This is a genomic window from Empedobacter stercoris (assembly GCF_025244765.1).
Lineage (GTDB): Bacteria > Bacteroidota > Bacteroidia > Flavobacteriales > Weeksellaceae > Empedobacter > Empedobacter stercoris.
The window spans coordinates 236,498-251,714 of record NZ_CP104209.1 but is presented as its reverse complement, the minus strand read 5'-3'; the positions used below and the strand labels follow the sequence as shown (position 1 = coordinate 251,714).

The window sequence follows — 15,217 nt, the reverse complement described above, 5'->3', positions numbered from 1 at the left end:
TTTTTAAAATGAGATAGTTGTTCCAAATGCGATACGTTTTAAAGGAGGTAAAAAATCTTCAATTTGTTCGGGATCCCCTCCTTTGTATTTCGTAAGCGTTAGCAGATTAAAACCTTGTGCATACAAAACGACTTTATAATTTTTCTTAAGAGGAACATTGTAGTTTATCGAGAGTGATTTTAACCTCACAAAAGAAGCATCACTTACAACTCCAGTACTTGTATAAAAATAATTTTGAGCAACAACAGCATTTGTATTAGAGCCTGTTGTATAAATTTGCGTACGACCTTCATCCATAACCGAAACAGGTTGATTGAAGAATGTACCTGCTGCATTTAGTGTATGCAATTCGTTGTAGGCTTTCTTTTTCGAAAATTGAAAAAGTACCTCAAGATTCCAATTGTTATAACGAATGGTATTTCCTAAACTTCCGTACCATTTGGGATTGAAATCCGTATATACTTTACGATCATCGGCACTACTTATTTTTCCATCATTGTTATAATCCTCGAACATATAAGTTCCGTTTACAGGGTTTATCCCTATAAAATTGTATAGTTTTGTGATATTTATAGATTGCCCAATAACATATTGGTTGCTATAACTGGATTGAGCTAGATTTTCGAACGCTTTTAATTTATTCTTTGGAAATGTAATTAAAAAGGATGTTTCCCATTGCCATTTATCTTTCTTAATATTGGTTGAATGGAGAGCAATTTCTAATCCTTTATTAACCACTACTGCATCCAAATTTGCTTGAATTGTTTTAAACCCTGTTGTAGCAGGTAACGAATAACCTATTAGCTGATTATTGGATTGATTGTGGTAATAGTTTACTTCAAGATTTAATCTATTTTTCAGAAAAGCCAATTCTATTGCTCCTTCTATCTTTCGATTTTTCTCCCATGAAAAATTCGGATTATGTAAACGAGAAGGTGTTAAATAGGTTGTTCCATCATAACCGTCTTGTTTTATAGAATACGTACTCAAATACTGATAATCCCCTATTTGATCGTTTCCAGTAATTCCATAACTCCCTCTCAATTTTCCGAAACTTAACCAAGATGATTCGTTGAGAAAGTTTTCTTTCGAAAAAATCCAAGCAGCGCCTATTGCACCAAAATTTGCTAGTTTATTGGCTTCTCCAAATCGACTTGATCCATCTCTTCTTGCTGTAAGATTAAGAATATATTTTTGATACAAACTGTAATTAAATCGTCCATAGATCGCATTGTATTTATATTGTGAAGAAATATCTTGCAGAAATTGAAATGTTTTTGCTGCGCTCATCACATTCATTAATGCATTATCTGCAAAGCCAACTCCTCTTGTAACCAACTGATTTTGTTCGTTCATCATAAAAGTTGCTCCTACATTCAAGGTAATTTCACTATTTGTCCAACTTAAATGATAATCCAATTGCGGTTCTATTGACCATACTTCTTTTTCATTTTCATTCATTATGACACTACTATCAGCACTTGTATTACCATAAGCAGGGTTTCTTACTGTATGTAGATTGAAACTTTTATCTTTTAAAATTGAATGATTATAACCTAAATTCGTTTTAAATGTAAATTGATCCGTTAAAGCATAGCTCATATTAAAGCTAGTATTCAACACATTTGCATGACTACGATATGTACTATAAGTAGATGCTATAGGGTTTGTCCATGTATTATTTTCCCAATTTAAATTTCCATTTTCATCGAATAAAGCGGGTGCATTGGGAGCTAATTTTTTAGCTGTACGCGCTAAATTTTCTATTGGTAATACATTGTTATCATCTCCATAAATTAGGACAGTACCTACTTTAAATCTATTGTCTTTAGAAGAATGATTAAGATTGACAAAGGCATTCAATTTTTTATACTTATAATCCCCGTATAAAACAGAAGTTTCTTTCATAAAATTGGACCCAATCATAAAACTTGTTTGCTCGCTACCGCCCATAATATTTAGTCTTGTATTATTGGTTGTACCTGTATTCCCTATTAGTACTTTTTGCCAATCGGTGTATCGTGTTTGATCCCATGCTCCATTAATATCATACGCATTTGTTGGGTAGTTTGTAATACCATCGTTTTCAAATGCTTTCTTTCGCATCATGAGGTATTGTTCTGTATTTAGAAGATTTACTTTTTTTGTAATGGAATTGACACTAATTGAAGAATCTATATTAAATGTAGTTTTTCCCTTTTCTCCCTTTTTAGTGGTAATTAAAATCACTCCATTGGCACCACGCGAACCATAAATTGCTGTGGCATCCGCATCTTTTAGAACTTCAATCTTCTCGATTGATTTTGGATCGATAGAATTCAACGGATTAATGTTTGAATTGGGCATTACGGTATTGGAGATACTGGTGTAAGACATAGAATTCATATCAAACGGAACCCCATCTATTATAAACAATGGATCATTCCCCGCATTTATACTATTCTGTCCTCTTAACCGAATGGTATAACCACCACCTGCTGTTCCTGTAGTTGGGGTAATTTCTAAACCTGCTACTCTACCTTGCAAGGCATCTAACACATTATTCACAGGTTGATTCTCAATTTCCTTTGCTGTAACACGTGCTATAGAACCTGTACGTTCTTTGTCTTTTACGGAGTAGTATCCTGCATTCACCACCACATCTTTTAGCTGAATCCCCTCCTCTTCTTTTGTGAAACGTACATTTATCACGTTTCTATTCAACACCTCTTCTTCTCGAATTGGGAAATCCAATTGCTCAAAAATCAGTTTAGCATCATCCTGTTGTAAAGTCAACGAATACTGTCCATTTGAATCAGTAAAAGTGGAATTATCGGTTCCCTCCTCCTTTACCATTACACCCACTAGTGGGACTTGAAGTTCTTTTACCGTTCCAGTCACGGTTTTACCTGTTTGTGCTAACAATGGTGTTGCACAAAACAATCCCAATAATACAGTAAATGACTGCCTACTGAGTTTGAAGTAAAATTTTTTCATAATTTTACATAAGTTTTTTAATTCAACATTAGTTTTAAAAGCCACTCCTTTTCCTGTACATCGCGCCAACTTTGTTTTAGGGAAAGGAGGTTTTATTTTTTTTACGTTATAAGTTATTTTTTAACCACAATAGATACATAGGTTTTTATCTTTTTTTATTTTAGAGATTCCATAGTTCAGTAAACAGAAACATAGCGAGCTGCTAACTATGTTTAATAGATTTATCTTCTCTATTGCTCTTTATTTTTCATCATTCAGTTCTATGTATCTATGTGGTGAATATTATTTTCTACCATTCTAAACATGGGCACTGAGGCACTCGAAGTGCAGAATCTTTCTATTTTTTTTCTTCTAACTTTTACCTTAATGCAAAGTCTGTGCTAACAGAGTATGTGATTACAAAACATCAAGTCTTTGATTTTCGACGGTCAAAATAAGTTTCAGCCATTCAATGTTTTAAATCATTTGCTACACAAACAGTAAAACATTTTAACCATTCTCTTCAACTTTTTGACACTCGCCTCCAAATCATATGACATTTTTTTTCATCCTTTTTCAATATTCAAATCCACTTTTAACAACAAATTTCAAAACCGTCATTGCTGAAAAGTCGAGCGTCAATTCGGCGTAGTGAGAGTTAAAAATGATTTACTGTTCGCATTTCATATGCGAATGATTTAAAGCATTTAGCGAATAGCCGTTATTGACCGACTTGTAACAATTTTACCTAAGCTCCACTGGAGCTTCTCCTCTTAATCTCAAATGTTTTTGTGTCAAGACAAAAATGAACGTAATAAAATAATAACTCATGAATAAAAATGAACGTAATAAAATAATGAACTTCTAATTATCTTCTTATTATCACAAATTCCATTTAGAATTTCATCTCTATTATCACGCGCGCGTGAGCTCGTCTACTTTTATCCTATATTCCTCTTAAAATATCCCCCTCCGACAGGTTTTAAAAATTACATTAATAAATGAAAACTAAAAATTAACACTAATCATTTTATGAAGATCATTTATACTCTTTGAGTTGTCTTCGGGGGATAGAGTGTGAATCTGTTTACTCTTTCATAATTTTACATAAGTTTTTTAAATTCAACATTAGTTTTAAAAGCCACTCCTTTTCCTGTACATCGCGCCAACTTTGTTTTTGGGAAAGGGGTTTTTGTTTTTACGGTTTATGTGATACGCTTAACGTTTTACGTTTTTATTCTTATTATATTCAAATTCACTTTTTATAACGGATTTTAGAGTCGACATACGATTTGCAGACGAGTTTCAATCCATTGAAACAAGCGTAAAAAAGATTAGTGAGCGTATGCGAAACATTTAATCTTTTTAGTGCGTGAAATGGGAATTGAACGTCGAAAATCGCGGTCTTGATTTTTTTGGTTCGTTTTTTCATCAAGGAAAAAATGAATGTAAAATACTTTCTATCACTTTTTTATTCATTACTTATCTATTTTAATTATCAGTATTCATATGCCCTTCGGGGAAATGAGCAAAAAAGTAATCAAAAAACTCTTGGCCGTAAACCTCTCTACTAAAAATGTTTTCACTCCACTAAACTTTTTACAAACCCTACGGGCTAAAAACTTTTTAACGTTACATTCAACCATTTTCTTAACGTGAGAGTTTTAATGCCAGTTTCTTCATCCTTTTTCAATATTCAAATTCGTTATCACTTTCAACAACTCTAATATCTCAATTCTCAATTCTCATATCTAACATCTAATCTGTACTTATTACATACTACAATCCTCTCAATACTAAAATCTCACGTCTCATATCTAAATAAAAGGTAGCAGAACCCCAATAAATTTGGAAAATGATATGAAAGGCATTACTTTTAATGTGCGAAAAAAAGAGTATAACCTAGCTGTCAAAGTCTCCTTACCGAGGCTCTGATAGAGAGCGTGTAAAGAAAGGTTAGCCCTTTGCTTTACGTTCCGTTAAATGTTATAAAACGGAGGTTTGTTCTTTAAAAAAAGAAGTAACACCAACAGACTTTGTCTGGCGGTTTTTTACGGATGAATGGAAATTGTTTCGTTCTCATTTTGTGTTGGGTTTTATGGAACGATGTTTCTCGTGTATGAAGAAATACTTGCAAAAAAAGCAAGGCGGCTTCACACTTTAGACTCAAGGGCGACCAAACCCTACTTAAATAAATTTAAGCTTCTACCTAAAGCATATGTGAGAACCGCCCATGCCATATGCGAAAGTACAAAACTTTTGAGACATGGAGCGATTTCACGATACTCTCGATAGAAAATTGGTCGTTTTGAGTCGAGATTACATCGTTTAATTATGACTATTAAAAGTCTAATTATCAATTCGCTTATACAAATATAACAATAATTTTTAACTATTCGCTATGGCGAACACTTTTTTTTAAACAAAATGGAAAAAAACGATTATAAAAGTAACCTCAATAAAAAATTATGTGAATATATCACAATTCGCTTTTTATCCAATTTTAATAATATAAGCAATAATAATAGCCAAAATAAATACGCAAAAGCAGTCGGAGTAACATCTTCAACAATTAGTAAAATATCTAAAGGAGATGGGTACAATATTCCATTATCTACTATAGCTTTAATTTTAAAGTATGAAAAAATTAGCTTGTCAGATTTTTTTGAAGACTTTAATAAATTTTATAATAATTAATTTAAATAAGTAAAAAGGCTTCAGATGAAGCTTTTTTTATTCAATTATTATATATACAACAATGGTTATAAATTAGATTAATTTATATATTTGTTATTTATGCGAAATGTAAATATAGGGGATATTTAACGAAACTATATTTTACTTCGTGAAAAACAATGTTGTGTGCAATTTAACTTAACAAAATTCTATAAAAATATGAGATTAATTTTTTTTAATCATAAAGGTGGTGTTAGTAAAACAACCACTTCTTTTAATTTAGGTTGGAAATTAGCAGAATTAGGTAATAAAGTTTTACTAGTTGATGCTGACCCTCAATGTAATTTAACTGGTCTTATATTAAAAGATTCATTTGAAGAATACTACATTGAAGACATTACAAAAAATAACAATTTAAAAGATGGAGTAAGTCCAGCTTTTGAAAGTAAACCTGAAGCAATATCTTCGTTTGATTGTTATCAAGTTCCAAGAAATCAAAATATTTATCTTTTACCTGGGCATCCTAATTTAACTGAACTTGAACCTCAATTAAGTTTTGCACAAAATTCAAATAATGCATTTTCTACAATGCAAAATCTTCCAGGGGCTTTTAATTCTTTAATTGAATTGATGGTTGAAAAATACAATATAGATTTTGTAATATTTGATGTTAATCCAGGATTAGGAGCTATTAATCAAAATTTATTTTCAATTTCTGATTTATTTTTAATTCCTACTAATCCAGACCCATTCTCTTTGATGGCTATTAAAACACTTTCATTTGTATTGCCTAGATGGGGGATTCAAGCTCAACAAATGCATACTATGTTTTCCAATTCTTCTTATCCATTTCCTCAAAAAACACCGAAACTTGGTGGATTATTAATCCAAAGATTTAATATACGAAATGGTAAGCCAAATGCTCCATTTAGAAATAATATGGATGAAATTTTAGAAGAAGTAGATTCTTCTCTTGTTCCTGCATTAAATAGTTCAAATATGCTATTAAATAATGATGCGTACCTGAATAATATTATTCCAAATCATTATTGTATTGCTGAAATTCCTGACTTCCAAAGTTTAATTCAAAAATCAAGTCAATTAGGAATACCTGTATTTGCTATTGAAGATGAGGAAATGGGTCATTCAGGCACAGTTTTAAATCAAATGAAGGATAAAAGAGACTTCTTTAACAATATGTTCAATGATTTCGCTCAACAGATAATTCATATAAAAAATTATGTTTCAAGCCAAAACACAATTTGATAAAAACATTGTTAGAATTAAAGAGATTCATGATTTATATAATCATTTAAAAAATGATTTACATTTTAATAGTTCTTTTTTAGATGACCTTCTAAGAGGAGAAATTGTATATGCTGTTTCTGGTTTAGATAAATTTATTCACGATATAGTTAAAGTTGGAATTTTAGAAAGTTATAATCATTTGAGGCCTACCACCCCTTCATTAAACAATTTCACTTTCAATTACGCACAACTTAAACTTATATCATCTCCAACACCAACAATTAATATTAACAATGAAATTGAAAAGATAATAATTGAAAGTCATAAACATTTGTCATTTCAAGACCCTGAAAAAATTTCATCAGCATTAAGTTTAATTTGGTTGGAAAATCATAAATGGCAAAAAATTGCTTCAGCTATGGGTATGAATGAAAGTAATCTTAAAATTGAACTTAAAAATATAATTATCAGAAGAAATCAGATTGTTCACGAAGGTGATATCGATTTATTTAGTAATACAATACAAACAATTAATCAAATTGACGTGGAAAATTCTGTAAATTTTATCGATAGTTTAGTAAATGAAATATATAACTTAGTTAAATTATAAACTGCACACAACATCGGTAACTGTTGCACAACTCTAATTTTAGGTACAAAAACACAAAATAGTATAAATAACAACCTCTTTAAAAGAAATTTTAGAGAGGTTTTTTGTTTTACGTGAAACCGTAATTTATTGTTAAATGGTTGTTGTATGTTTAAGAAGTATTGTACAAAATGTAGATGTGTTCTCTAAAACTTTAGTATCTTTAATTTTAGAGAAAAAGAGAATATATAGCATTAATTATGAAAGGTAAATAATGAATGAACTAGCTAATAATATATATGAAATTATTAAAGATTACAGAAATCACGATGGTATTTATATAACACCTGATTATATTATAGAATGGGCAAATCAATTTGGAGGTGATGCTTTGCTTGTATTAACAGAATTAAATAAAATTTTGCCTGAAACATATATATCAAGAGATAAGGCTAAACAAAATATATTGAGTCATTTAGAATCTTATTTAAAATTATATTCATACACTAATATAACTACTTTTCTAATAGAAACTCAGTTCATAGATTGTCAATTACCACATAAAAGTCAACCAGCAATTTTAAATTTACTTGAAGAAGTTCTAATGGAGAACTATCAAGAATCCTATAAAAAATATATTGATTACCCTAAAAAAAATTATATATATTTTGATGATGTTTTAGCTTCTGGAAGTACCATTGGCAAGCATTGCGTAGAATTTTTAATCACAAAAGATGATAAAGAAATATCATTCGCGCAAAAACTAGAAAATAATGAAATAAATTTATCTATTAGTGTCTTTTGTATGCATATTTGGGGATTTGAATTTCAGAAATTTAGAATTTCAAAAACACCGACACTTTCAGAAAAAATTTCAAAAAAGATTAATTGGTTTTGGAATTATGAAGTTCAAAATCACGCCAAGTTTAATCATCAATCCTTAAATGTTGCTCGGCCAATCAAATTAGCTAATAGTAAAATTAACAGGTATTTAGAAAATCTTGATGCTACTAAGTATGAAGATTATGCTTATCGAAAAATTAACACTCCAGTTAAAGAAGTATTTTTTACAACTCCTGAAAATAGAATTAATTTTGAAAATATATTAATAGAAAAAGGAATTGACATTATAAACATGATACAAGGCGATGTGAAGCCAAATATAAGACCTCTAGGTTTAATTAATCCAAATTATAAAATATTTGGATTAGGTACACATTTTTTTACGTGGAGAAACATTCCAAACAACTCACCATTAGTATATTGGTGGGAAGTTTCAGGTCACAACTGGAAACCATTATTTTCAGTTGCAAATAGAGGATAACTAATAATTATTCATTAATTTAGCAACATGGACACGAACTTCAGAAAATATGATTATAATGATATAATTACATTTGCCAAAACAGATGGTAAATTTGGTGGACTATCTAATATGTCTCCTGGTTTTACCTTGTTTATCAATGAAATTAATATTCAAAGTTCTGAAATATTATATCAAGCTTGTAAATTTTCTTTATTTCCTAACATTCAAGAGGAGATAATTAAAACACAAAACCCAATGGATGCAAAAAAAATTAGTCGTAAATACAATCAATATGTACGTCAAGATTGGGAAAAAATAAAATTTAAAGTTATGAGGTGGTGTTTAGAAATAAAACTAATACAGAACTTTAATAAATTTTCTAACATATTGTTATCAACAAATGATAAGATTATTGTTGAATTTTCTAAAACAGATAATATTTGGGGGGCTATTCCAACAGATAATAAAAATGTTCTTGAAGGAAAAAATGCTTTAGGAAGATTATTAATGGAATTGAGATCAAAGATTCAATCAGGTATTCTTAATGAAAATTCAATAATTTATCCATTACCTATATCAGGTTTTAATTTATATGATTATCCTATTGAGGAAATTAGAGGTATCGATTACTTTATAAATGATTTAGACGAAATATACGCATATTAAGCATATATAGGCTTCCTCTTTTACGAATTAAAAAAAATAAAATATAAACCTCGCTTAAAAACTCTAGCGAGGTTTTTTTACATTAATAACTAAAAATATAGTTAGATAATTTAGATGATTCCCTAAAAATCTGATTTATATGCTAATACTTCTGGGTTGTTTTTTATAAAAGATGTTACTGTTAATCTATGTACTCCTAATATGCGACCAATGGCACTGTATGAAACATTCTTTTCTAATAACTCTATAATTTGTTTTTCTTGCCCTGTTAATTTCGTTTTAGACGACTTTCTGCCTTTAGGGCGTCCAAGTATAACACCTTCTGCTTTTTTGCGTGCTAAAGCTTCTTTGGTACGTTGAGAAATTAAATTACGTTCTATTTCAGCAGAAAGACCAAAAGCAAAAGCTAATACTTTTGAATTAATGTCGCTACCTAATCTGTAATTATCTTTAATAGTCCATACTTGTATGTCTCTATTCATACATTCGTTTAGTACCCCCATTATCATTAGTAAGTTACGTCCTAAACGAGATAATTCGGAACATACTAAAATGTCGCCAGGTTTCATTTTTTTTAATAATTTACCTAATTTACGATCTTCTACTTGCTTGGCGCCTGATATTGTTTCTTCTATCCATTTGGTTACGAATAATTGTTGATTATCGCAGAACTGATTGATCTCGAATCGTTGATTTTCTACTGTTTGTTTGTCTGTACTTACTCTGATGTATCCGTAAATCATTCTTCATTAAAATTTTTGCAAAAATGATGAGAAATTGTCTAAAAAAAATAAAGACTATTTTTTTATACAGAAATAAAACTACTTTAATTATTCAATAAAAAACTGATTAAAATAATCGACCGTTACTACGTGGACGTGATATTAAGCGTTATTATTATGATTTTGCGGATTTATACATTATAACAACCTTTCCTAGCCTAAAAATAGATATTGAACTATATCCTGCTGTAAAAGAGCATCTTTTAAGTTTTGGATACGATAGATTAAAACAAACTGGAGATAAAGGAAGTCGAAAAAAGACAAATAATAAGTGGTTTGAAACCCAAGATAGTATAAGTTATTGGGACGATTTTTCTATACAAAAAATTATATATCCTAATATGACAAAATTTTTACCTTTTGTATATGACTTAGATGGTGTTTATGTAAATCAAAAATGTTTTATTATCACTGGGAAAAATATAGCTTATCTGACTGCATTTTTTAATTCTAAAATTTTTAAATGTTGTTTTAAGGATAACTTCCCAGAACTTCAAGGGGGAACTAGAGAATTAAGTAAGATTTTTTTTGAAAAAATTAAAGTATTAGAAGTTTCAAATAATATCAATTATGAAATTAATGTACTAATTGATAAATACAGAAATAATGAAATTAAAACAGATGAATTGGATTTAAAAATTGATAATTTATTGTATAATCTATATAATTTAAATGAAAATGAAATAGAATTTATTGAGAGTCTATAAATTCTATTTCATTTGAATCAAACTCAAATTTTTGATATATAAAATAATTGATATCTGATTCAATATTCTTTCTTTGATTCTTAATCCCATTATATAAATCATCTACTTTTGATTCATCTTTATTATCAAATAAAGGAAATTTTAAAGGTTGTATAGCTTGAACACTAATAAGTAAATCACCAGTTCCTGTTTTGGGTGCATCACGTAGTTGATAATGCCCTATTTTAGAATTCAATAATAGAACTAAATATTTAAGATTAATATTACCTGTTAAGATACAAGTACTGTCAAGTCCGTAATTTTGATTTTCATCGAAAGAAAATCGTATAATAGAACCTATTCTTTTCCATATGATTTTCTGCATAAAAAAATCGTCCATATAAGCACAGTTCCTTAAGTTGTAAGGTGTATCTCCTTTATCTGATCTTTTTTCAAGTTGAGAATAAAATTGATCTAAATGTGCTTTAATCGCAGGGTAATTATTTATATCTATTGGTTTTATGCCCTTTTCTTTGATCCCATTATGGGACGTAATTAACCATAAATCAGCAAAATCATAACTGTATTTTTTGATGTCCCTGCCTCGTAAAATAGGTCGTATAATTTCGGCAGATTTTGGGTCTTGCTTAATCAGTTCTTCACGCTTTTTTCCATCAATAATAAAGGCATCATTAAATCCAGTTTTAATCCCGTAATTTATTCTAATATCCCAATCCTTTAAAGGTGTGCCAACTGCCTCAATTTTAGCTTTTATGCTTTGCTCTATAGGTGATAAAACTACCCAACTGTCAGATGAATTGAAGTCGATTAATGTTTGGTTTTGTCTAAAATAATCCCCCAAATTATTTATTACTTTTTCTTTTACGATACAAGCAAGAGTTCGGTATTGATTCTGTTGTTTTTTAAACATTAGAATATTAGTATCAACTGTTGCAGAATCAAATATTTGAATTCCTCCAAAATCAATTAAGACTTTAGGATTTGTTTGCTCAATAAAATATTTTCTTAAACTCTCTCCATAGGCAGCACGCATCCACTTATTGGAAGTAATAAAAATTAAGCATCCATTTTGTTTTAAAATATTATTTCCTAATTCGTAAAACAAACTATAGATGTCTCCCGTTTTTGCAAATGAAGCATAATTTAATTTTTGAAGCATATTACTTGCTTCTTTCATTTTTTGTAATTGAATATAAGGCGGATTCCCGATGATGACATCAAATCCAACATAAGAACCATCATCTGCTAATACTTCAGGAAACTCGAAGCGCCACTCGAAACTATTCTGAAACATGACATTGTCCAAAATTTCTTGTTTCTCTTTGGTTAATTTCTCTGCTTTTAGTTTCAATTTTTTTAAATTGTCTCTATCTGCTTTTTTAATCTTTTCTCCGAATAATGTTAAGTTATCTAAACGTGATTTTTCGTTTTCATATTCACCTACGGCTTTAGATATTTTTTCTTTGATTTTAGCATCTAAAGTTGTTCTAAAATTATTTTTGATGTTTCGGATAATGGTTTCTACTTCAGCTTTTTTTGCTTTACTATTCGTGTGTTTGTACTCACTAACCGCAGTTTTATAGTCGTTTATTGAATATGTAACTTCTTTATTTTTAAACGCTTGTTTTAAACTGTCGTCTAGCTTAAATCGGTGAACTAACGAATTACCACATTTAATATTGATATCGATATTTGGTAATGTTTGCAATTCGCCTTCAGTTGTGTAATATGCATTCTTTAACAGCTCTATCCATAAACGTAAACGACAAATATTTACTGAATTGGGATTGATATCTACTCCAAATAAACAATTCTCAATTAGGGTTTGTTTTTCATGAAACAATGTTTTTTGAATATGAAGACTATTTACATCTTGTCGATTATACTCGAATAATTCACCCTCGTTATAAGCAATATATAACTCATCATTTTCAATTGAAACTTCACACGGTATTCTTTCACCTTGTTCATTAGAAAGGATTCCTAATTCACTTTTTACAGCAATTAATTCATTTAAAGCAGAAACTAAAAAGTGCCCAGAACCTACAGCGGGATCACATATTTTTAAAGTATTGATGGTATTATTTAACTTGATTCTATCCTCTTTTTTAAAGAAACTTTGACAATAAGCTTTTACATCTTCAAAAGTTTCGATAGAATGATGGTATTCTGCTTTGAATTTATCCACCACAGCCTCTCTAATCGCTTCTTTACACATAAACATTGTAATGTACCCAGGTGTATAGAATGAGCCGTCTTTGTATCCATTAATTTTCTCGAAGATTAGACCCAAAACCGAAGCATTAATTAAGGTTTTTCCATTTTGTTCATCTTCAATATCTGTATTGGCATCAGCCGAAAAATCGTATGAATCTAAAAATCGGAAGATATAATCGAGCGTATTTAATTTACCATTTAATTTTTTACCGTTATTATCTTTTAAAATTGTACCTGAAAAAACTTGCATTTCTTCATCTTTCAGTGCAGTAATATCAAATGTTAAACGCTCCATTTCACTATGTTCAAACAAACTACTGTTTAGATAAGGGATATTCTTGAAACGTTCCTTGTTTTTATCGTGTCTTTCATTTAATGGTCTTGCTAATGCTGAAAAGAATAAATCGTTTAAAGCATCATAACCATTTAGAAAATTAAAATTTAAGAATTTGTATTCTTTGGATTTGTTATAACTGACTAACTGTGATTCTAGTAATTTAAGAAATAGAATACGGTTGATCCAATTAATACATAACTCTAACCCTACATTGAAAGCTTTCTCTGGAGAATTTGGTATATTCGTTATACGATCTAGATAACTTTTATCTTCTAATGTATAAATTGTATTTTCTAGTATAGAAGCATAATCACGTTCTTTAGGATCTTTTCTTACAATTATCTTTTTAGACCCTGTTTTCTCTTTTATTTCTTCTAAACCGATAATATGAAGTAACTCTTTGTAGAAATCATTGTTTAGCTTATTACTATCATTACCAAATGATTTACCTAATAAATGCGTATCAGAAAATAATTTATATAGGTTACTAATTTTAGTATCATTGTATTTTGTTATTTCTTTCGTGTCTAATTTAATGTGTACATAGGGAAGTTTGTCTTTTACCTTCTCAATATAAATTGCGGCTATTTCTTTATAGAATAGCTCGTTTTTAGCAGTGTCTTTTAATCCATCACGGAAACGCGCATATTCTTTTATTAATTCTGTATTTTTATAAAAATAATCGTAAAAGTCTTCCCCTTTGAAAAAGAACCATTCAATCCCATTGGTAACTATAATTTGCTTTATGTTATTATTCTTATAATCGATCCGTTCGCGTAAATAATATAATAAAACTTCTTGTAACGCTTTTTTATTGATATTATTCGTTGAAATAAATTCGGCTTTATTACTCGGTCTTTTGGCTTCTATAATAACACCAACATCACTTTTAGCTGTCTTATCTAAATAAATAGCTAAATCAATTCGATCTTTGGTATTGATTAAATTCTTTTGATAAAATGTATTGGTTAAGAACTTCTTTATAGGTTCTTTTAAATGTTCTTCAGATTCATTTCTACTATCACTAATTCCAATCGATTCTAAGCAAGCTAATAATTCAGATTTGAAATTTTCAACTTCTTTGCGGATTGGCTTAAATTGGCGATAAGCGGGATTTAATGCTTTAACGATAGATATCATTTCATATTAGTTTAGTTATTAAATATAACAATATATCTATAAAGAAATAAAATTTTAACATATAAAACTATCTAATAATTACTTATAAAGTTTAGTGTTTTTAAATATTTATCTCTATAATAATATTGTTATAATATTTTGGCCGCATCAAGAATGAATAAAACTAAGATTTATATCAAAAATGCTTAAAAAGCTCTTATCCTATAATTTTTTAGATATTCATCATAATTGGTGAGTTTGTTTAAAATGCACGAATTACATCAAACTCGTTGGAAATTCTTCTTCAATCATTTCAATTGATTCTATAGTTGATTTTCTTTTTCTGTTTTTATATAGTATTCTACATCTATTATTCCGTTATATCTAGTTAGATTAGAGTTCAATTCAGAATTACTATTTTCTAAACTAATAATCTTTTTTTCGAGTTCAGAAATTTTATCAAATTCTTTCTTTTTTAAAAAATCAAATATTCCCATCGCAATTAATTTTCTTGATACAACAAAACTACATAGAGCGTTACAATCTGATTTACGTGAAACCGTAAGTTTATAAAAAATTCGTTTTAATTCTTCTACAATCATTTTAATTGATTCA

At 29.2% G+C, this 15,217-nt stretch carries 10 protein-coding genes; 6 read left to right on the top strand and 4 right to left on the bottom strand.

All coding sequences use genetic code 11. The features are described from left to right. Positions 1-3: 3 nt before the first annotated feature. The gene (locus NZD85_RS01175) at positions 4-2,976 is read right to left on the bottom strand and encodes a SusC/RagA family TonB-linked outer membrane protein (RefSeq protein ID WP_317619459.1); all 2,973 of its coding nucleotides are present in this window, start codon (positions 2,974-2,976) and stop codon (positions 4-6) included. A gap of 2,406 nt (positions 2,977-5,382) precedes the next feature. Between NZD85_RS01175 and NZD85_RS01170 the strand changes: the two genes are divergently transcribed. The 5 genes from NZD85_RS01170 to NZD85_RS01150 all read left to right on the top strand — a co-directional run bounded on the left by NZD85_RS01170 (position 5,383) and on the right by NZD85_RS01150 (position 9,440). Further along, positions 5,383-5,652, top strand: coding sequence for a helix-turn-helix domain-containing protein (locus tag NZD85_RS01170; protein WP_159155289.1), 270 nt, complete (start codon positions 5,383-5,385; stop codon positions 5,650-5,652). Between the two features lie 198 nt (positions 5,653-5,850). Next, the gene (locus tag NZD85_RS01165; protein WP_260542868.1) at positions 5,851-6,897 is read left to right on the top strand and encodes a ParA family protein; all 1,047 of its coding nucleotides are present in this window, start codon (positions 5,851-5,853) and stop codon (positions 6,895-6,897) included. After that, positions 6,872-7,489 carry a HEPN domain-containing protein gene (locus NZD85_RS01160; RefSeq protein ID WP_260542866.1) on the top strand — a complete coding sequence of 206 codons (618 nt, stop codon included), beginning with the start codon at positions 6,872-6,874 and terminating at the stop codon, positions 7,487-7,489. The genes NZD85_RS01165 and NZD85_RS01160 overlap by 26 nt, the downstream gene beginning before the upstream one ends. A gap of 253 nt (positions 7,490-7,742) precedes the next feature. Continuing rightward, complete coding sequence (locus NZD85_RS01155) at positions 7,743-8,792, top strand: phosphoribosyltransferase-like protein (protein WP_260542864.1); 1,050 nt, start codon at positions 7,743-7,745, stop codon at positions 8,790-8,792. 27 nt (positions 8,793-8,819) lie between these two features. Further along, positions 8,820-9,440 (top strand): NADAR family protein, encoded by a 621-nt coding sequence (locus NZD85_RS01150; protein WP_260542862.1) that lies wholly within the window; start codon positions 8,820-8,822, stop codon positions 9,438-9,440. Between the two features lie 122 nt (positions 9,441-9,562). On the opposite strand, the gene NZD85_RS01145 is transcribed toward NZD85_RS01150, so the two are convergent. Beyond that, positions 9,563-10,183 (bottom strand): master DNA invertase Mpi family serine-type recombinase, encoded by a 621-nt coding sequence (locus NZD85_RS01145; protein WP_260542860.1) that lies wholly within the window; start codon positions 10,181-10,183, stop codon positions 9,563-9,565. A gap of 140 nt (positions 10,184-10,323) precedes the next feature. On the opposite strand from NZD85_RS01145, the gene NZD85_RS01140 reads away from it, so the two are divergent. After that, positions 10,324-10,929, top strand: coding sequence for a TaqI-like C-terminal specificity domain-containing protein (locus tag NZD85_RS01140; protein WP_317619464.1), 606 nt, complete (start codon positions 10,324-10,326; stop codon positions 10,927-10,929). On the opposite strand, the gene NZD85_RS01135 is transcribed toward NZD85_RS01140, so the two are convergent. Then, a complete protein-coding gene (locus NZD85_RS01135) occupies positions 10,913-14,623 on the bottom strand; it encodes a type IIG restriction enzyme/methyltransferase (protein ID WP_260542858.1) in 3,711 nt (1,236 codons plus the stop codon). The genes NZD85_RS01140 and NZD85_RS01135 overlap by 17 nt on opposite strands. Positions 14,624-14,925: 302 nt before the next feature. Continuing rightward, a complete protein-coding gene (locus NZD85_RS01130) occupies positions 14,926-15,204 on the bottom strand; it encodes a hypothetical protein (RefSeq protein ID WP_038330380.1) in 279 nt (92 codons plus the stop codon). Positions 15,205-15,217 lie beyond the last annotated feature (13 nt).